This is a genomic window from Paenibacillus alba (assembly GCF_013204855.1).
Lineage (GTDB): Bacteria > Bacillota > Bacilli > Paenibacillales > NBRC-103111 > Paenibacillus_E > Paenibacillus_E alba.
The window spans coordinates 684,719-703,745 of record NZ_JABMKZ010000003.1 but is presented as its reverse complement, the minus strand read 5'-3'; the positions used below and the strand labels follow the sequence as shown (position 1 = coordinate 703,745).

Annotated in this window: 22 protein-coding genes and 1 riboswitch; of the genes, 6 read left to right on the top strand and 16 right to left on the bottom strand. The window is 44.1% G+C overall.

What is annotated here, in order from left to right:
* Window positions 1-8 precede the first annotated feature (8 nt).
* Entirely contained in the window at window positions 9-212 is a 204-nt protein-coding gene (locus HQN90_RS06905) for a YwbE family protein (RefSeq protein ID WP_173217024.1), read from the bottom strand.
* A 172-nt stretch (window positions 213-384) separates the two neighbouring features.
* Here HQN90_RS06905 and HQN90_RS06900 point away from each other — a divergent pair, with 172 nt between their 5' ends.
* Complete coding sequence (locus HQN90_RS06900) at window positions 385-1,116, top strand: YqjF family protein (RefSeq protein ID WP_173217023.1); 732 nt, start codon at window positions 385-387, stop codon at window positions 1,114-1,116.
* A gap of 172 nt (window positions 1,117-1,288) precedes the next feature.
* Here the strand turns inward: HQN90_RS06900 and HQN90_RS06895 are convergent, their stop codons facing one another.
* Window positions 1,289-2,473, bottom strand: coding sequence for an MFS transporter (locus tag HQN90_RS06895; RefSeq protein ID WP_173217022.1), 1,185 nt, complete (start codon window positions 2,471-2,473; stop codon window positions 1,289-1,291).
* A gap of 148 nt (window positions 2,474-2,621) precedes the next feature.
* Here HQN90_RS06895 and HQN90_RS06890 point away from each other — a divergent pair, with 148 nt between their 5' ends.
* Window positions 2,622-3,485, top strand: coding sequence for an AraC family transcriptional regulator (locus HQN90_RS06890; RefSeq protein WP_173217021.1), 864 nt, complete (start codon window positions 2,622-2,624; stop codon window positions 3,483-3,485).
* A 134-nt stretch (window positions 3,486-3,619) separates the two neighbouring features.
* On the top strand, window positions 3,620-3,901 hold the full coding sequence (locus HQN90_RS06885; RefSeq protein WP_079409022.1) for a hypothetical protein: 282 nt from the start codon (window positions 3,620-3,622) through the stop codon (window positions 3,899-3,901).
* 134 nt (window positions 3,902-4,035) lie between these two features.
* Here HQN90_RS06885 and HQN90_RS38550 read toward each other — a convergent pair whose 3' ends face one another.
* Window positions 4,036-4,719, bottom strand: a complete 684-nt coding sequence (locus tag HQN90_RS38550; protein ID WP_246362093.1) for a DUF3892 domain-containing protein — start codon at window positions 4,717-4,719, stop codon at window positions 4,036-4,038.
* Window positions 4,720-4,782: 63 nt separating this feature from the next.
* Complete coding sequence (locus HQN90_RS06875; protein ID WP_173217020.1) at window positions 4,783-5,037, bottom strand: hypothetical protein; 255 nt, start codon at window positions 5,035-5,037, stop codon at window positions 4,783-4,785.
* 147 nt (window positions 5,038-5,184) lie between these two features.
* Here HQN90_RS06875 and xerS point away from each other — a divergent pair, with 147 nt between their 5' ends.
* Window positions 5,185-6,267, top strand: a complete 1,083-nt coding sequence (gene xerS, locus HQN90_RS06870; protein WP_173217082.1) for a tyrosine recombinase XerS — start codon at window positions 5,185-5,187, stop codon at window positions 6,265-6,267.
* A 3-nt stretch (window positions 6,268-6,270) separates the two neighbouring features.
* Here the strand turns inward: xerS and mgrA are convergent, their stop codons facing one another.
* From mgrA to HQN90_RS06825, 9 genes are all read right to left on the bottom strand, one after another.
* Window positions 6,271-7,260, bottom strand: coding sequence for an L-glyceraldehyde 3-phosphate reductase (gene mgrA, locus HQN90_RS06865; protein ID WP_173217019.1), 990 nt, complete (start codon window positions 7,258-7,260; stop codon window positions 6,271-6,273).
* Window positions 7,261-7,429: 169 nt separating this feature from the next.
* On the bottom strand, window positions 7,430-8,470 hold the full coding sequence (locus tag HQN90_RS06860) for a phosphotransferase (RefSeq protein WP_173217018.1): 1,041 nt from the start codon (window positions 8,468-8,470) through the stop codon (window positions 7,430-7,432).
* Window positions 8,471-8,491: 21 nt separating this feature from the next.
* Window positions 8,492-8,998: an ADP-heptose synthase gene (locus HQN90_RS06855; RefSeq protein ID WP_079409017.1), complete on the bottom strand. Its 507-nt coding sequence runs from the start codon at window positions 8,996-8,998 to the stop codon at window positions 8,492-8,494.
* A 164-nt stretch (window positions 8,999-9,162) separates the two neighbouring features.
* Window positions 9,163-9,729, bottom strand: coding sequence for a ribonuclease H-like YkuK family protein (locus HQN90_RS06850; RefSeq protein ID WP_246362092.1), 567 nt, complete (start codon window positions 9,727-9,729; stop codon window positions 9,163-9,165).
* 133 nt (window positions 9,730-9,862) lie between these two features.
* Window positions 9,863-10,816, bottom strand: a complete 954-nt coding sequence (locus tag HQN90_RS06845) for a C40 family peptidase (protein WP_173217017.1) — start codon at window positions 10,814-10,816, stop codon at window positions 9,863-9,865.
* Between the two features lie 160 nt (window positions 10,817-10,976).
* A riboswitch (cyclic di-GMP riboswitch) is annotated at window positions 10,977-11,065 on the bottom strand.
* A gap of 117 nt (window positions 11,066-11,182) precedes the next feature.
* Window positions 11,183-11,476 (bottom strand): hypothetical protein, encoded by a 294-nt coding sequence (locus HQN90_RS06840; protein WP_173217016.1) that lies wholly within the window; start codon window positions 11,474-11,476, stop codon window positions 11,183-11,185.
* 69 nt (window positions 11,477-11,545) lie between these two features.
* Window positions 11,546-13,849, bottom strand: coding sequence for a thiamine pyrophosphate-dependent enzyme (locus HQN90_RS06835; protein ID WP_173217015.1), 2,304 nt, complete (start codon window positions 13,847-13,849; stop codon window positions 11,546-11,548).
* A 34-nt stretch (window positions 13,850-13,883) separates the two neighbouring features.
* Window positions 13,884-14,894, bottom strand: coding sequence for a 2-oxoacid:acceptor oxidoreductase family protein (locus tag HQN90_RS06830; RefSeq protein ID WP_173217014.1), 1,011 nt, complete (start codon window positions 14,892-14,894; stop codon window positions 13,884-13,886).
* 114 nt (window positions 14,895-15,008) lie between these two features.
* A complete protein-coding gene (locus HQN90_RS06825; RefSeq protein WP_173217013.1) occupies window positions 15,009-15,185 on the bottom strand; it encodes a hypothetical protein in 177 nt (58 codons plus the stop codon).
* A gap of 215 nt (window positions 15,186-15,400) precedes the next feature.
* On the opposite strand from HQN90_RS06825, the gene HQN90_RS06820 reads away from it, so the two are divergent.
* Together HQN90_RS06820 and HQN90_RS06815 are read left to right on the top strand one after the other, a co-directional pair.
* Window positions 15,401-16,648 carry a sensor histidine kinase gene (locus HQN90_RS06820; RefSeq protein WP_173217012.1) on the top strand — a complete coding sequence of 416 codons (1,248 nt, stop codon included), beginning with the start codon at window positions 15,401-15,403 and terminating at the stop codon, window positions 16,646-16,648.
* A gap of 91 nt (window positions 16,649-16,739) precedes the next feature.
* Window positions 16,740-17,138 (top strand): hypothetical protein, encoded by a 399-nt coding sequence (locus HQN90_RS06815; protein ID WP_173217011.1) that lies wholly within the window; start codon window positions 16,740-16,742, stop codon window positions 17,136-17,138.
* A 61-nt stretch (window positions 17,139-17,199) separates the two neighbouring features.
* Here HQN90_RS06815 and HQN90_RS06810 read toward each other — a convergent pair whose 3' ends face one another.
* The 3 genes from HQN90_RS06810 to HQN90_RS06800 form a co-directional block, all read right to left on the bottom strand.
* Window positions 17,200-17,682: a low molecular weight protein-tyrosine-phosphatase gene (locus tag HQN90_RS06810; RefSeq protein ID WP_173217010.1), complete on the bottom strand. Its 483-nt coding sequence runs from the start codon at window positions 17,680-17,682 to the stop codon at window positions 17,200-17,202.
* Window positions 17,679-18,413, bottom strand: a complete 735-nt coding sequence (locus HQN90_RS06805) for a phosphonate ABC transporter ATP-binding protein (protein ID WP_079409009.1) — start codon at window positions 18,411-18,413, stop codon at window positions 17,679-17,681. Before HQN90_RS06805 ends, HQN90_RS06810 begins: the two co-directional genes overlap by 4 nt.
* A 149-nt stretch (window positions 18,414-18,562) precedes the next feature.
* Entirely contained in the window at window positions 18,563-19,027 is a 465-nt protein-coding gene (locus tag HQN90_RS06800; RefSeq protein ID WP_079409008.1) for a YlbF/YmcA family competence regulator, read from the bottom strand.

Sequence of the window (19,027 nt, the reverse complement as noted above, 5' to 3'; positions counted from 1 at the left end):
ATTCTATATCACCTAGCTGGCGATAAAATTTGTTTGACTCGCCCTATTTGCCCATCGACTAACCGCACTTTTATCCCATGAGGATGTGTTGGCGAATTGGTCAATAAGTCTTTCACAATCCCCTTTGTCAACTTCCCACTTCGTTGATCTTGTTTTAGAACAATATGAACTTCGATCCCGGGTACTACATCTTTTCGATTTTGCCCATTCATGCTGTGAAATCGCCTGCCTTCTGACCAGTTAGTGTGCTTCATTATACCATATATTCGAAGTATTCCCCATCTTAACTGCATCCATCGATAAAATCCTTTACAACAGCCTCATGAATCAATACGATGATGTAAAACAACCCTATATCCACTACAGACAGGAGAAGATCTTACGATGAGCCGACCTTGGCCGCTGCCTGATAAACCATGGATCATGCACCAAACCTGGAATGATTTGCTTTTTGCTCATTGGCCTATCCCTGTTGAACTGCTGAGGCCGCTCCTTCCTCCCCAGCTTCCCATCGATACGTTCAACGGATCTGCGTGGATTGGCGTTGTTCCCTTTCATATGTCTGGCGTAAGAGCTAGAGGCACCCCATCTTTACCTTATTTCTCGGCATTTCCTGAAATTAACTTGAGGACTTATGTCTCGATCAATGGAAAACCTGGTGTCTATTTTTTCAGTTTGGACGCTTTTCATCGTGCAGCGGTAGAATCAGCCCGTTTCGCTTTCCATCTGCCTTATTTGTATGCTCATATCGAAGTGCAAGTTCGAGATCTCCATACCGTTCATTACAAGAGTATTCGCAAAGATAAACGAGCCAAACAAGGTGATTTCATCGGTGTATATCGCCCTACCTCTGAGATATGGCTGGCTTCGCCTGGTACGCTGGACTACTGGCTAACGGAACGTTATTGTTTGTACTGCGTTGATCGCCGCGGAAAAGTGTTTCGAGGTGAAATTGACCATCAGCCTTGGCCTTTGCAATCTGCTGAAGCGTCCATCGAAGTTAATACTTTAGCCCAATCGTTTGGAATCGAGTTGCCAAATATTATTCCCATTCTTCATTTTTCCAAAAAAATAGATGTGAAAATTTGGCTGCTTGATCCATTAAATCTCTCCTAACCGTGAAATTACGACTAAAAAAGCTCATATTTTTTATTTATATCATTAATATTTAATGTAGTTAATTAAATAAAATCACTATTTCACATTAAAAAATCGCCATCTCCTTTGAAGGATCCGACGATTCTACAGTTAATGATTCGCTCCAGTGCTCATTTTCCCCTGCTCTTTCTTAACAATCAATTCCCTTCACAGACGCATCACTTTTACTTGAGAAGTATGGAATCAATAAAGCGCTAGAGAAGCTGAAAACCATCACGGCTTTAAATACAAAACCATTGAAATCTGTTATGCCTAATATGAGCGCCAACATGAAAATTCTTGAAATGATAAGAATAAGCTCCCGCCACACCAGAAACCTCGCTTGTTGAATAGGCTCCAAATGATTGGTTGCAATAAATTGACGCGAGCTCCAGATCGTGAAGAAGAAAAACAGCCCAATTGTCGTCAGTATGTTGGAGAGAATTAGGATTGAAGGCTTTGGGAACAACGCTAGCATGAAGCCTGTAGCGGCTGCCAGCATACCGAAGGTGAGCCACCGCGAATCGGAAATTCGTCGTGTCCGGCTGAATCGTTGATAGATGTAGACAGATGCTACCGTAAAAGCGGTGTACATGATTTGCAGCAGCGCAATCGCTAGTTTGTCCTTCGTCACAGAAAAGGTAAATATCAACGAGAAAATGCCTTGAAATTGAATGAAAAAACCGCCTGCAATCAGGGAAGGAATCATCCATTTCAGACTTGGCGTGACGAATACCTTGCGAATCGAAAAGTTTCTAAACACAGCCTCGTCTGCCTCTTTGAGCGAGATGTGTGGAATGAAAAAAGAGACCAGAATCATCGTTCCAATAAACAGAAACATCACAAAAAACGATCCTGAAAAACCAATCCATTTGATAATCAAAGCAAATAATAGCGGGTTAAGGAACGCGATAATTTGCCCAATGACATTCGTAGCTGAAAAAAACGCCGTAAATTCTTTGCCTTTGCCAAATAAAGAAATGCCGATATTCGAAGCGGAAGCATAAAATCCATTGGTTATGCCCACAGGCAGTGCGATCAAGGATAAATACAGAAGCTTGGGCTCCACGTGCACCCAGGATAGAAGGACAAAGGTAATTCCTGCACATATTGCTGATATTCGCATGATCGATCCAATTGAAAACCTTGCCAAAAGCTTGGCCCCATACATGAATGCCAGGCCCCATGCGAGGAACATCACCAAATTAAACCAGGCGACATCGAAGATTTGCTGCCCTTTCTCCCAAATAAACAAATTAATAAAAATGCCCATGTAGTTAAAAATAATACTGGAACTTACGTTCATCATTAATAAACGTTTCAATGCGATTGTCATTCCTACCGCTCTCTTTCTTGGCTATCTCCAAATCGTCTTATCGGTCTTTCCATGGATTGTCTAATCATATACAATAAGAATTAATTAATGTGATTAAAAAATACATAATCAACGATACCACGGAGTAATGACGAAGGGAATGCACGATATGCCAAGATACATAGACTATATGATCAGTCCCTATCCACTTAGAATCATTACAATTCCTATCGATCCGAGCAAGCTTAAACTGCAATCCTTGTACATCCATAATGTTGGCCATTTGCCAGGACGCACCTCTTTTCGACATGATTCGAAGTTCACAAAATGGGCTTTCATCTACTTAGCTGGCGGCAAAGGCACCTATCAAGTGAATGGCGGTATTGTTCAACGTGTGGAACGAGGCAGTTTACTCTTCCTTCGTCCAGATGTGCCTTATAATTATGGACCTGATGCCAATGGCTACTGGGATGAATACTACTTTACATTTGAAGGAAGCCGCATTGAGGAATGGCTGAATAGCTGGCTCACCGACGTCGATATAGCCAAACAGGTTGGTTCAGAGGATGCTACCCAGTTCAACCGGATTGAGCGAATCTTCTTACTCATGGAAAGCGGATTAGCTGACAACATCGATCGCGCGGCACTGCTGCTTGAGTCTCTGTTGTTTGAATTTATTCTAAAAGCGCAGGTGCCGGCTGAAACGACAAAAACCCAGCAAGTCATCACGCTCATGGATGATTTAGGCGCTTCGTTGTTTGAAACGTTCGACGCGGCTAGCGTTGCCAAACGGCATCATATCTCCGTATCCACGCTTCGCAGAGTTGTTAGCGAGTATACCGGCTACCCGCTCAATGCCTATATTCACCGTTTGAAAATGGCGGAAGCCAAAAACATTTTGCTGAATACAAACAATTCCATTAAGGAAATCGCTGATTCACTTGGGTACAAAGACGTTTTTTACTTCTCGCGTTTATTCAAAAAGTACGTCGGTGATTCCCCGCACATTTATCGAAACAAAATGCAGCTTTAAGTTTGTTAACATAACTAATATTATGTAAACATATAACCTATCTTAAAAAATGAGCACTCCCTCCATGTACGACTTGTCATGCTGCCGCATATGATATAGCAGTAGTGAAGCTTCCTAGAAGGAGGTGAATCGAAATGACACTTGAACTTACTGGTTTGATGCTCTACGCCATGTATGTCGTTGTTGGCTTAATGGGGATTAGCTTTCTTGTTGGCTTATATCAATCCCTCAAAGCGGGTACCTTCTCTTATACCTTGATTCTGAACTATCTCCAAGACTTATTGTTTTATGTATTTCCTTTATTTTTACTGGCTAATATGAAGTCGATGGATCCTACAGGCTGGATATTGTTGATTGCTTATTACATTGGTGCACTCGGTGTAGCAATTAAATATTTGGCAAGCTTAAAAAAGTAACTTGTAATCGTATTCAAAGAATGCTAATTTTTGAGCTTTGCTTATAGATCACAGGCTGCCAACAACAATTGGCGGCTTTTTTTAATGATGGAATTAAAAAACAGCCTGCACAAGGCAAGCTGCTGAATGTAGAGCTAAAAGCGAGGCAAGTTGGATAAATTGTTGCTCGGATCACCATCCGGATATGACCTTAGCGTTTTCTCACCCTCGCGATTCCTACCGATATTCACATCTTCAATATAACCCGCTTCTGTCATAGCAATGGCATTGGCAATATCGACCACCCTGCCATCTTGAAATTGCACAGCGCTGATACCGCCATCCCCATAATGTACAGCTTGAATGATCGCTTTATTGGGATCAATCGTATGTGGACCAGCCCCATACTGCGTGCCATCACGCATGAACGTGCCATATTGGGTTGGTTGACCATTCTGGTCATAACCAGTATACCCGCCTTGGAAGCCTACATTTCGCGCGTCAGCGTGGTTTATGCCCGTGTTTCGAGCACCGTACTCTGCGTTCATATTCCCCGAAGATCCAGGAACAGGCCTTCCACCTTGGTACGTTTGATTCGTATAATTACGTGCTTGCGGCATAAAATCTGCTTGCCCCTGATTCCCTTGATTCCCTTGATTCGTTTGTTGATAACCCGCATAATTCGGTATCGGTTGTCCATTCCATGCCACATTCGTTTGTTGGGCAGATGGGTAAGAATTTGACTCCTTTTGGTCAGCTGCTTGGGGTGTGCCCATGCCCATGCTGCCAAATGGCTGACTTTGCATCATAGTTTGTTGCCCACGTCGGCGTCGCGACATTGTCATCGGCTCCTTTTATTGTGCATATTGGGGTTGAGTACCCGAGGGCTCCTCTTTGCATGCCTAGTTGGACTGCTCCGTCGATTCTAATTCCTGCTTCAAATCTTCCGATTTTTGCTGGGCTTGCTTAATCTGGCTTTGAAGGTCTTCAATCTGTTGTTCGGTTTCGCAAAGAGCCGCAGCGGCAGCTTGTGAATGAAGCTGCTGAGCAGCCTGCAGCGTTTGTTCAGCAGCTTGCTCTGCTTTTAAGGCAACCTCTTTGATTTGATCAAAGCTTTGCTGCGGTTGCTCTGCATTTTCATGATCCTCTTGTGGCATTGAAATACCCCCAGCTGAATTTTCCATACCCGATTAATTTTAGTAAAACAGGCTTATTTTATTCATGACTATCGACCTTCATCTACCAATTTTGCGTCCCCACTGCTATACTTACAGCAGATAGAAGCTAATGAGGTGATGACACCATTGAATATTATTAAAGTGAAAGATCGGCAAGAATTAGAGAAAAGAATTCCAACTATGCCTTGGTATATAGAGAAATTTATCAATTATAAGCTGCCGGACCTCTCCCCTTCATCGCTTTTGGAATATGTTCGTGATTATGAGATTTTCCTGTCTTGGCTGCTAGCGGAAGGACTAAGTTCAGCCTCCTCGATGAATCAAGTTCCGCTGGAAGACTTAGAGAAATTACATATGGACAGCGTAGACAATTTCCGTATGTTCTTAGCTACTCGTAAAGCACAACTTAATATGAAGACGACGATTAATCGTAAGCTTTCCGCTTTGCGTTCTTTGTTTCATTATTTAAGCCAAATCGCGGAAGACGAGAATTTCTACCCGCTTCTGAAACGCAATGTGATGGCCAAGGTAGAAATCAAACGTTCGCATAAGCCGAAGGACACCGCGGCAAAGCTTGAAGGCAAGCTGCTCCAGGAAGAAGAAATCGCTGAGTTTATCGACTATGTGAAGCATGGGTATGAGCATGACGTGGCAACGAACAAGCAAGCGCTCTACTCTTATGAATTAAATAAAGTCAGAGACGCCTGCATCATTACACTCATTCTGAATTCGGGCCTGCGTGTATCCGAGGTTTTTAATCTAAATGTCGATGATTTTGATCTGAAAAAGAAGTTGACCTACGTTTATCGCAAAGGGAAGAATGATGACACGTTCAAGACCCCTGTCTATTTCCGTAATGAAGCGATTCAAGCGCTCACGGATTACCTGGCTGTCCGACAAACGCAATATAAGCCGGTTAAAAAAGAAAAAGCCCTCTTCCTTGCCATCGCGAATGGCAAAAAAGAAGGCGAACGTATGACGAAACGGGCGATCCAAGAACTTGTTATCAAATATGCCAAGCGTTTCGGCAAGCCCTACCTGTCTGTCCATAAGCTGCGGCATTCCTTCGCCACGGATTACTATTTACAGAATGACTTGTACAAAACGCAAGAGCAGCTCGGACATGCTTCACCGGAAACCACACAAATCTATGCGCATCTTACGGATAGAACGATGTCAGAAGCGATTGATAAACGAGCGGAATCCTGAAGATTACTTCAGGATTTCTTCAATTTTTGCTAATTCTTCTGGTGCGAATTCGAGGTTTTTCAAAGCAGCTACGTTCTCTTCGATTTGAGACACACGGCTAGCTCCAATCAAAGCCGAAGTCACACGCTCTCCGCGCAGCACCCACGCAAGCGCCATTTGCGCTAAGCTTTGTCCGCGGCTGCTTGCCAGCTCATTCAATTGTGTAATTTGATTGAGCTTTTCCTCTGTGATATCCTTCGAATTCAGGAATTGACTCTTCCCTCCGGCGCGAGAATCACTTGGAACTCCACTGACATATTTGTTTGTCAACAACCCTTGGGCAAGTGGACAGAACGCAATACTGCCTGTGCCAAACTCGTCCAGAACATCCTGTAAGCCATTCTCAATCCAGCGGTTCAGCATGCTGTAGGAAGGCTGATGAATCAGCAACGGCGTACCTAGACCCTTGAGAATGGATGCCGCTTCTTTGGTTTGCTCAGCTGTATAATTGGAGAGTCCCACATACAAGGCTTTGCCTTGACGTACGATTTGATCCAATGCGGCCATTGTTTCTTCGAACGGCGTATTGGGATCTGGTCTGTGTGAATAGAAAATATCTACATATTCGAGACCCATTCTCTTCAAGCTTTGATCCAAACTAGAGATTAAATATTTTTTGGAACCCCACTCCCCGTAAGGACCTTCCCACATGTGATAGCCAGCTTTGGTCGAGATGATCAATTCATCACGATAAACCCCTAAATCGCTTTTCAATACTTTGCCGAACATTTCCTCGGCCGATCCTGGAGGAGGTCCGTAGTTATTCGCTAAGTCGAAATGCGTAATTCCTAAGTCAAAGGAACGAAGCAGCATAGCCTTGCCGTTCTCATGAATGTCCAAGCCACCAAAATTGTGCCACAATCCTAACGAAATCGCCGGAAGCTTAAGACCGGATTTACCCGAACGATTATATTTCATTTCTGCATAGCGTGTCGAACTTGCTTGATAGACCATGATTGTCCTCCTCAAAATTATCGTGGAATGCTTACTTGTAACCATTCACCGAGATTTCCTAGAAACTTACTTGATAAAATTAAGTATCCTGTGTTCTAGTATAGGCGATGCCAAGCAACAAAAAAAGAACTGAAAAAAACGTGTCTTACTTACCTTTTGGTTAGTCACCCTATTTTACTTGCAAAAAACGGACAAGTTCAGTAGCGTTTTCCTGCAGCCACTTCGTTTTCGCGAACGTATTGTGGATGATATCGATCAATACACCTTGGGCATCCACCCCATCTATATATCTGCCCAGAAAATGGATAAACACATCCAGCCTGCGCAGCTCAATGAGCAGCGGCAACAGCTGAATCTCGTCTTCCTCCAGCTGAACGAACGAAGAGTATCCTTCATAGAAAGCCGCGCAATGGCGCCTCAGCTCCACGCCAGACATACTCGGATCAATCAGATCAGATAGGCACACAGCTAACTCCATCACACGCACATCCATCGTGATAAATTCAAAATCGAGGACAGCGGTTATTTTTCCTTCAGAATCAACCAGCATATTGGAGCCATTAATATCACCGTGAACAAGTTGATGTGGCTTTTGACGCAATGCTGGAATTGCTTGATAAAAGGCGGCAAAGCGCTCATAGATGTAAGAGAGCTGCCTCTTCTGGGCCCAAAATAGTTCAGACGGCTGCAGGCAGAAGGTCCGAATTGCCTCCGGCGTACAACGAGGATGAATATTCTCAATTTCGTAATAAGGCGGGTATACAGGCGCTAAATCCACAGAAATTGCAGCGAGTACGCTAGACAGCTGACCTACCGCTTGACCGAAATTCATTATTTGTTCAGAATCTGCCCATGTTGGGTTGCAGCCATCCGTGAAAGTGAACAAAGCGGCCAATTTCCCGCCTTTCCCTTCCAACTCCTCCAACTGCACGATCGTCCCTCCTTCTGGAAGCACGATTGGTACAGGAATCCGATAGGATAGTTGAGCTTTGTGCTTAGCAAGCGCAAGTAGAATCGCATGTTCATATTTAATTTTATCCATATCCCGGTGTGTCTCATACAGCCTGAGGACATAGGAAGTACCCTTCACATCCACAAAACGAGTTGTATTATTCATGCCTCCTTCACCGACACGCAAGGTCCACTTTTGACCGGGAAACCAGTTTGCTGGCAGCGAGGCTAATAGCTCCTCTTGATCTTTGACACGCATAATAACACTTTTCAACTCCTTCTATACTTGATGGTCATCTTCTACGGCAAACTCAAAATCGGCGACATCAAATGCTTGAACCGGGATTCCAGCTTCGATAAGCCTCTCAATCAGTTCTAATTGATCAGTCAGAAGAGCAGCCTGTTCCTTAATCGCCGTAAGAATTAATTCTGTTTCAATGGGGTCAAATTGCTCGCCATACGCCTCATTATCAATAGCAAATACAACTTCTAAGGTAACATTGTCATTGATCGGCAACGGAGGACTCTTTCGCCAAGGCATCGTTAGCGCCTTTTCAATCTTTTTCTTATTAAAGGATTCTTCGAAGAAAGCAATCAGCTCACCAATCATTTCCTTCACAAACCCATCGTCTTCTTCCTCTAGCATAATAGGCTCACTGCCTGTCTGAAGCTCATATAGCTCCTGAATGCTCGTATAAGGGATTATATAAGTGACTGGCTGTCCTGGCAGCATTAATTGACCATGAACAGCTAACATAACGGCCTCTATAATAAATGTTTTGCTCATTGTGTCCTGCTCCCTTCTCTCTAAGGCTGATCTTGCAATATTTCGATAAAAAGCCCCAGAAATCCTTTATTCTCTGCTTTCAATTGGCAAATCCGTGAGAAGGAAAATAAAACCGTTAGTTCGTATGATCCAATTGACCACGATGAACTAACGGCACAAGCTTCTTATTGAATGCCATCGATGACCTCACCATCCTCATATGGGGGCTGATAAGGTTTCTTGGAAAACCGATTGGCATAGGCTGAAGCTACATAGCAATCCGGTTTAATGACGGGGACCATTCCGACGGATTCAACACGCCTTACCATCTCTTGGACGAATTTGGCCGTCCGATTCTTATTCTCATCATCGCCGGCGTCAATATGAATGTACATGTCGAACGAAGCCCCTTGATAGAGATGAGGAAGAATAATATTTTCCATATCTTGTCGCTTAGTCTCATCGAAGTACATGGCAATCTCTTCACTTAGAGCAGTCTCCATGGATAACTTTTCTCTAATTGAGTGCAAGGCTCTATGAACAATGACTTGACGATAACACGCCCACGCTCCCTTTCCCATTCGCTGGATAACCACACCGGTAATGAACTTCGTATGTCCGCTGTGTACCTGACAATCCGTGCCAATGATGAACTTGTATGTGGCTGCGGGTTCCAAACGCATGAAATGAAGAATACGTTCATGTACCGTTACTAAGTCAAGCCCTCTTTCCGTCGTGTTCCGAAATTCCATGGGATGGCTCATCATCGAAGGTTTCAAAGATAGGATTCTTCCTTTCTCCTTAGAATGAGAAAGAGCGGATGCTGAAGGCTGCATCCGCCCCTATCTATAGTATATGGCAAAATTCCCTAGATCGAACCATCCGTTAGCGAATTACACTGCCACCGAACAAAAAGCGATTCTCCCATTGCTTTCCATCAATCGTATCGACACGAACACCGCCGGATTCAACCGAATACGTATGGAGTACGCTGCCGTTTCCTAAGTAAATCCCAACATGGGTAATGGGTTCACTCAGCGGTTTGATGTTAAGATAGTCCGATGCTTTACTTCCCTTATAACTGCTGAAAAACATCAAATCTCCTCGTTTCAAATTCGTCCAGTCCATAGTGACTGGACCAAGCGATCTCACATAGTCGCCTTGAGCTTGAGAATCGCTTGGAACAGAGAAGCGCAGCGCATCCCAGAACATCGTTTGGATAAAATCAGAGCAATCAAAGGTTGAGGAGTCTCCACGAACCGAGCCGTATTCATAAGGTGTACCTAAGTAGGCGTTACCTGCTGCAATAACAGCTTCAATTTCATCCGCTAACGGTAAATTAGGAGTAAGAATCGAAAAATCAGTGCTTATGTACTTACTGCTTGAACTTACATATCCGCTTACACCATTTGCATCTTGGATTTTGTACCAGCTGTCATTCACTTTATCCGTAACGAGGACTTCTTCCCCTTTACTCAGCATCCGAATCACTTTCGAACTGCTGTCTGAAGTCGGTTGTGTGCGAAAGTTAACGCCATAAACTATTTTTGCATTGCTTATTATTTTGATGTATTTGCTATTCGTTGACACATAACCGCTGATGCCTTGAGCATCTTTCACCTTGTACCAACTCGTTGTAACAAAGTCTGTTACTGTGACAATTTCATTTGATTTCAATAAACGAATGACATTGCTAGACGTTGTGGCTTGATCTCGGAAGCTAACCCCTGATACAATTTGAGCTTTGGTTGTAATTCCTTCATCCGCCATTGTTGCTGCTGAAAACACAAATGTAAGCGCCAGTACGAGCATTCCCCAAATCATCGTCCATTTCCTCATCGCTTTTACCTCCAATAGTTGTGTGGTCTAGCTGTGTGCGGCATCTAACTGATCTGACAACCTAGGTCATTTGAACCTTTCCTTTTCCGAACGAGGCAAAAAAGGATAACCCATTAGCCTCAGCCGGGTTATCCTTGCTTGGTAGGAAGGTCCCATCTCATTCGGCAGCTGACTGGCACAGTATGAAGTAACACGAGAGCCCCTTTAGCTTTGCGTCCCAAGCTTTCGCTCAGTTTGCCGTTGCATTGTGATGTTATTTTTCTTTCGTAACTTCATTATAGTTTGTGGGGGCGATTATCGAATATAGGCGAAAAGATGCGTTTATTGTCGAATGCCTAGAGGCTTGATGCCTATTGACGCTACGGCTTAATTTACCAGTTTACGAACGTCCGGTTTTCGAGTATGAGGCCAAAAGATTTGCAAATGAGGATCGTTTTTGAGCTTCACATTACAGAGCTTCATCTCTCCCTCCTCGAGTGCATAAATCTGCCATTGATCGGTTTCAGGCGTGGTGTAGGTTTGTAGAAAAGCAATATACTGCTCTTCGGCTTCTTCAAGCTCCATCCAAAATTTAACCCCATAATAAGCTAATCCATAATGATTCGTAAGTGTACAGGTGAAAATCTGATCGGTTCCTGTATGTTTCAGTACATATGGCATTGTTCATTCCTCCGATAAAAAGGCACGCTCATCGCAAGGATGAATGTGCCTTGATTTTATAATATTCGCTTATAGGTAAGCATTCTCGTGCTTCGCCTTCAAACGGTTCCAACGACGCTCGACTTCCGTCTCGAACGATTTCAGAGAACCTCCGTATTCCGGCTTCGTCATATGCTTGGTTTTCCCCATCGTCTTGAGCCAATCCGACAGCGGAATTTTTTTGCTCTTGTCCTCCGGATTGTAAGTAATCGTCGTGACGCCATGCTCGACCTCATAGAGAGGGAAGAAGCAGGAATCAACGGCTGCACCCACTATATTGGAGCCTTCCTGATCATCCGACAGCCAGTTCAGCGGACAAGCAATGAGGATTTTCCCATAGACTAAGCCCTCATGCTGCGCATACCACTGGGCTTTCGCGGCTTTCTTCACCAGATCCTGCGGATAAGCCTCTGAGCCTGTGAATACATAAGGGATATGCGTTGCAGCCATAATCTGCGCTGTATCCTTGTGATGGAACACCTTACCGCCTTGATGCTTCCCTACGTTGGATGTCGAGGTCCGATGTCCCATCGGTGTCGAATAAGACAACTGTGCTCCGGTGTTCATGTAACCTTCATTATCGTATTCCAGAATGATCATTTTGTGGTTGCGCAGTGCCGCACCGATTGCCGGCCCCATGCCAATATCCATCCCGCCGTCGCCAGTAATCATTACGAAGGTGAAATCATCCTTCAAGCCAAGATGATCCAACTCCCCGCGTCTCTTGCGCTCCCAGAACATCTCTACAACGCCTGAGAGGGTTGCTGCGCCATTTTGGAACAAGTTGTGAATGTAGGTTGCCTTATGTGCCGAATACGGATACCCGGTCGTTACAACCATCGCACAACCCGTATGGAAGATGGAGACGATATCGCCCTCAATCCCTTTGAAAAACAATTCCAAGCCCGAGAAAATACCGCAGCCCGGGCAAGCGCCGTGCCCTGGCGCGATGCGTTTGGGCTTCTTGGTCAAGGCGCGCAGCGGCGGAATCCGCACGTTCAGTTTGCCCGTATCCTCATCTGGTGTGACCGTGATGAGTCCTGTCTTCAAATCCTCGTAGTTCATCGGTGTCAGCACCCGCTTCGGTGCTTTCGAAGGATCACCCGGTGTGTGCCCATAATAATCGAAGGGCACCTCTACCTTGCCGCTTTGTACAGCATCAATGGCAAACTGGAATAAATTATGCCCGTCTTCGGCATAAAAGTCCTTGCCACCTAAGCCGTAGATTCGGCTTATGACAAGCGTATCTCTGTTCCCGTGCGTGAACAGTGCCGCTTTAATTTCGTTGACCATATTGCCGCCATGGCCGCCATAAGAATCTGCGCGATCGCCTACGGTGATCGCCTTGACGTGCTGCAAAGCCTCAGCGATCTGCTTAGCAGGGAAAGGACGGATCATATTCGGTGCGAGGGATCCGGCTTTAATGCCCTTCTCGCGGAGCTGGTCGACGACGTCCTTGATGATTTCGGAAGCCGAATTCATCAGGAATACCGCTACCTCCGCGTCCTCCATCCGATATTGCTCCAGAATCGGATAATCACGGCCCGTCAGATCGGCATATTCTTGCCGGATGCGATCGTATACCTCTCCGGCATTGTACATGGCCATGGATTGCTGATAGCAGTTATTGATATAATCCGGCTCATTCATATAAGGTCCGACTGTAATCGGATTATTGCGGTCCAAGGTATCAGGAAAGCCTTGCGGCTGCTCGCCAATAAAGGCGTGCACATCTTCTCGATGTGCGAACGTTTGTACTCTCCGCTTCTGATGCGAGGTGAAATAACCATCGGAGGCTACCAAGACAGGTAACCGAACAGCTGCGTCTTCAGCCAATCGCAAGGCGATGATGTTCATATCGTAGACAGCCTGCGGATCACGGCACATCACGATAGGCCATCCTGTATTCAAGGCATAATACAGATCGGAGTGATCCCCATGTATATTCAAAGGACCGGATACGGAGCGGCATACCAGATTCATGACCATCGGGAAGCGTGTCCCCGATTGAACGGGCATTTGTTCCAGCATATACAAATAACCGTTAGCGCTTGTCGCGTTAAATACGCGGCCGCCAGCAGTTGATGCGCCGTAACATATGCCTGCAGAGCCATGCTCTCCGTCTGCGGGAATTAGAACGATATCATGTTGTCCATTGGACTTCATGAGATCTAGAAATTGAGCAACCTCCGTAGATGGTGATATTGGAAAATACCCCATGACGTGATAGTTGATTTGATGTGCTGCATAAGCTGCCATTTCGTTGCCTGATTCGTATACGATGCGTTGTTCCACCTTGGCTTGCCCCAGTTCCTTCTTGATATCAATGGACATGCGAGTAGTTCCACCCTTCTCCCATAAATACTCTCTAAGAGTTTATAGCTAGATTGAAACGATGCGGCATGCGATGAATATCCGCATAACCATCTTCTTCCCGCTCACTTGCGAGCGCTTCGGTCGGACAAGCCTGTACACATTTGAGGCAGCCTTTGCAGTATTGATAATCAATGCCTTGCAAGAACATTTGAGGACGTCCCTTCTTGTCAGGGAGCTCATCCCACACAAAGCAGAAATCCGGGCACACGTTATCGCAAGAAGCACAGTGAATGCATTTATCTTCATGAAAATGCGGCATCATCCCCGCACGTGAAATACTTAGATCCTTCAAAATACTGTTGCCTGGGTTGGTGATAACTCCCCCGATAGACTGGGTTTCATACCCTAACACCGGCGTATCAAAGCGAATAAAATCAGGCATCGTTTCGCCTTCTGGAAGCGCATACGTTTGGAAAACTACTTCATTGTATCCGCGGTCAAAGGTACGTAACGCAGGCGCGACAGCCAAGGGATATTTCTTCTCCAACGATTTGCGAATAACACCTCGCATCACTTCCGGATCAAGGAAATCACATAACCGGAACAATGCGCCTAACATGGCCATATTGACGCGATTTTTTTCTTCCAGCGAAATTCCAATAGCGTCAATAACCGCTATGGTTCCACCCCTGAGCTTCATTTTCTCCTTCAGCTCATCCGGTGTTTTGGTTGAATTTACTAATACGGTACTATCCTCATAGATGCCACTGATAACGTTTACAGTTTTGGAAAGCGATTCATGAAAAACACCAACAACGTGCGGTCGTTCTACGGGTGAAGTGTCCCGTATTCTCGTATCCATGTCACAGAATCTAATATGCGCCTTCACTGCAGACCCTTTCTTCTCAGAACCATAGGAAGAAAAGCTTACTCCGTTTAAACCCACACCTACAACTCCCGCTTCTGCCAGCATCTTTCCTGCCAGATTGGCGCCAAGTCCACCGATGGATTCCAGTCTAATCTCGAAAAAACCGAGATCGTTCAATTTAGGTAAAGTTACCATGCCAGGTCTCCTTTCGAAAATGAACAGCATAAAGAATAAATAGTATGAATAGTAAATCTACTTTCATTGTAACAAGAAATTTCTGGTTATCAACCTTTTTTTAACACGTGCCATTCACAACAAATAATCGATAATGAGACCGCAGCTGCCCAGATAATAACTAGTCAACGCTGATCTCTCCTCCTTACCGCAATTTTCCTTGTCGGCGTCCTCACAATCCTCACATATATTCACATAATCTTCGTCAATCGGATTAAAAACAACGCCGCAAACCTGTGAGCACGCCTTCATCCTCATCTCTCCTCGTTTTTAAACCCAATGAATATGCAAACGCTTGCAAATGTGGATCTCCTTTATTATACAGCCCTTCCTGGGGTTAACACCATAAGTCTTTATCAAATCTTTAGCATTCAAAATATGTCATTTCTCTTGATCTGTCATAAATCTGTGAGATAATGTATAAAAAACTAAGATATTGTCGTATAAATGGAAAGGATGGCATCCATTTGCTCCAATCAATCGTTTCTTATGAACTACATGGTCTTCTCTACCTCATGAGTGCGATACTAATCCATCTAGTTCTTGCGCCTATTTTCATCTACAAAGAACCGCAGCGTAAATTTCTTTTCGCGCTTATATTAATGGCATTAATCTTTCTCTACTGGAGATATGAAGATGTCGATCCTCTTGTCTATTCGCTCCATCTCTTCCCTATTTGCCTAATCGCAGCCATTCTGTTCGCTGGTTTCATCCCGGCCTGTATGACTTGGTTAATTTTTAATCTGGGCTGCTTAATGATCCTGAATTATTATTGGCAACCTGCTCTGTTTGGCAGCACCGCCTTGCTAGCTATTGGTTACTTACTTAGGAATAAAGCGTATGCACAGCATCTCAAGTCTAAACTGTTTTATGCAACAGGACTGCTGATCATATACGAACTATTGTATGCTTCACTCTCCTCCTACATACGATTCCAATTTACTTTGTATGTCGTATATACTTTAATTTTCACGATTGTGTCTCTTTGGATAATTACATTTCTACTCTTTTATGTGAAAAAGCATGAAGTTCATAAGCAACGCCTTATAGCTCTTGAGAAAGATCGAATGCTCGGACAGCTCGCTGCGACAATCTCCCATGAAATTCGCAATCCGCTAACATCAACACGAGGCTTCATTCAACTCCTTAATCAAAAAGAGCTTACATATTATGATCAGAAACGCTATATTGAGCTTGCATTATCCGGTGTAGATCAAGCAAACACGATCATCAATGATTACTTAAACTATGCCAAACCCTCATCTGGTTTGCATGAGCAACTGGATATCAAAGAGGAAATCGAAGCCATGCTGCGCTTCATTATGCCCTTTGCTACAGATCATCAGGTTGTGATTAATATCCAACACGAGAATGAAGACCCCCTCTTTATTCTGGGCGAATCCAAAAAATTACGTCAGTGCCTCATTAATCTCATCAAAAATGCGATTGAGTCCATGCCTGATGGCGGTATCATCACATTAACTACTTGCAAACTGCCAAATGCTGTACAAGTATCTATCACTGACACAGGTGTCGGAATGAGCAAAACTCAATTGAATTCACTCGGCATGCCCTTCTATACAACCAAAGAACATGGAACTGGACTAGGACTTGTCGTTGTTATGAGCATTATCCAAATGATGAATGGAACAATATCCTTCTCCAGTCATTTAAATCAAGGCACGCAATGCTCCATTCTGTTTAAGCAGCACTGAAACACCCGCAGCCTTCCTTTATCCTGCATGCTGATCTGTGTTATTCTGTTAAGACAAGGATCAACAACACATGTGAAGGAGGGCTTTTGCTATGAATTCAGATTTCCTCCAGATTAAATCCCTGGAAGGCGACTTGAAAATGTCGCATAAGACGAAGGATTTCGGTCTATCTGTCTCGACGAAAGAATTGATTCTTCATAAACCTCACGTCAATTATTATGTTAAGTTGGAACACATAATTAACATCCTGCCCTATGATAAACGTGCGCTCAAGGCTATCACTTTCGTCAATTACCGCGCCGCTAATCAAGAATATATACACAGCGTTCCCGGTTCAGAATACTTCCGAATTTATGTCCAAGCCCTCATCTTGCATAATCGAAGCGGCTTGTTCGAACACGGTCCTACCGATCTCATCATTCCTATCCACCCCACGATGTTGAAAGTGATTGCCGAATGCGTGCAAAAAATCGGGCTTACCTCGATATAGCATAGGCGAAGACAGCAAAAAAGCAACGGAGAGAGAAAGCTTCTTTCTCACCGTTGCTTTTTCATTGTTGTTCCTTTTCGAGAATGAAGGCTAGCAATCGCTCACAGCTTTCCTCCACCATTTCAAATACCTCTTGGAAATTGCCCGTATAATATGGATCCGGTACATCTTTGATCATACGATTAGGAGCAAAATCCAGTAATTTATGAATCGATGATCGCTGTTCACCCTCAACAGGCTCCGGTGCAAAAGCAGCCAAATTACGAATATTGCTATCGTCCATCGCTATGATATATGTCGCATTAACAAAATCAGCCGCTTGTACTTGCCTCGCCTGTAAGCCGTGATGATCAATTTTATAGAGATCCAGTATGTCTCTTGTTCCTTGATGCGGAGGGTGGCCTATGTGCCAATCACCTGTTCCCGCTGAATCCACATTGATGAGAGATTCAAGATTGGCTTGCTTGACTTGGTGACGAAATACAGCTTCGGCCATTGGAGATCGGCATATGTTTCCTAAACAAACGAATAAGACCTGGATCATACTTCACCAAAAATGAGCTTTTTTTCACGGAGCGTTAGTGATCTGGCTGGAATATCTAGAACGATTTTCCCTTCAGACAGCCCCCAAATACGCGTTGCGTATCTTTCCGCTAGTTCCACTTGGTGCAAAGTGGCAATGACACTCATGTTGCGGTCTTTGCACAAGGACTTCAAATCCTGAATAATATACTCCGTTGACTTAGGGTCCAAGCCAGATACAGGCTCATCCGCAACGAGGACCTTTGGTCCAAGTATTAAAGCCTTAGCAATTGCAACACGCTGCTGCTCGCCTCCGCTTAACTGACCGACCTTCTTATCGCCTTTATCCAGAAGCCCGACTTTCTCCAGATAGTCCATGCCAACAACATGCTCATCGCGTGACGTCATACCGGTTAGGATACGTAAAGGCGCCTTATAGACTTTCCCCATCATCACGTTTTTAATAGCGCTTTTATTTCGATTCAATGCAGGCTTCTCTTCGAGATAAGCGAAATCTTTCCCTAATTTAAAGCGTTCCCAGGGTCCTGGTTTGGAAATATCGTCGGATTTATAGATTAACTGACCGCTTGTCCATTTCTCTTGATGACTGATGCATCGCAATAATGTTGTTTTGCCACTTCCGCTGCTCCCAATGACAGCAATGAATTCGCCTTCATCTACTTGAAAGCTAACTTGCGAAAGAACCTGATTGTCTGGCGGATATACTTTACTTAAATTACGAACGGTAAGCATGACAATGTCCCCTCCGGATAGCATATTCTTTCGGTCATTCCGATATCATGACTTCGCTCTCATCAGCTCATTTGAGAAAAATCGCCGCTCCTATCAAGCCGTAGCCTGAGTAGAGGGCGATTTGGGATGTCTGAATGAACATCAGTTTATTAATCACACGAGGTTGGTGCTTCTGCTGAGCCCGCTTCCACGTTGATTTTATCGGAAATTGTATCTCGAATCACGGACATAACCAACTGTAATAAGTAATTAATATCATCCTGTGTTTGTTTAAATTCGTTTACAATCGGAATGCCGTCTAGTTCGTCCTGCAGCACTTCAATTTCGTTCTCGATCTTTTCAATCATTTTTGCATTTTGAAAAGTTTGGAACGCAACGATTTCTTTCTGTTTCTTCTTAATCGCACTAATCAGCACTTGAATATCAGGATTATTTGAAATTTGCTTTTCCGCTTTTTGATAAAACTGAACTTCATTTGAAGTCGTCAACAAATTGGCTAATTCTTTGGCTTTAGATAAAATATCTTCACGTACGATCATTTCTGTATTGGTAAACTCCTCTACTTTAAAAGCATGAGGCTCGTTATCATGATGATTGTGGTCACATTGCGACAT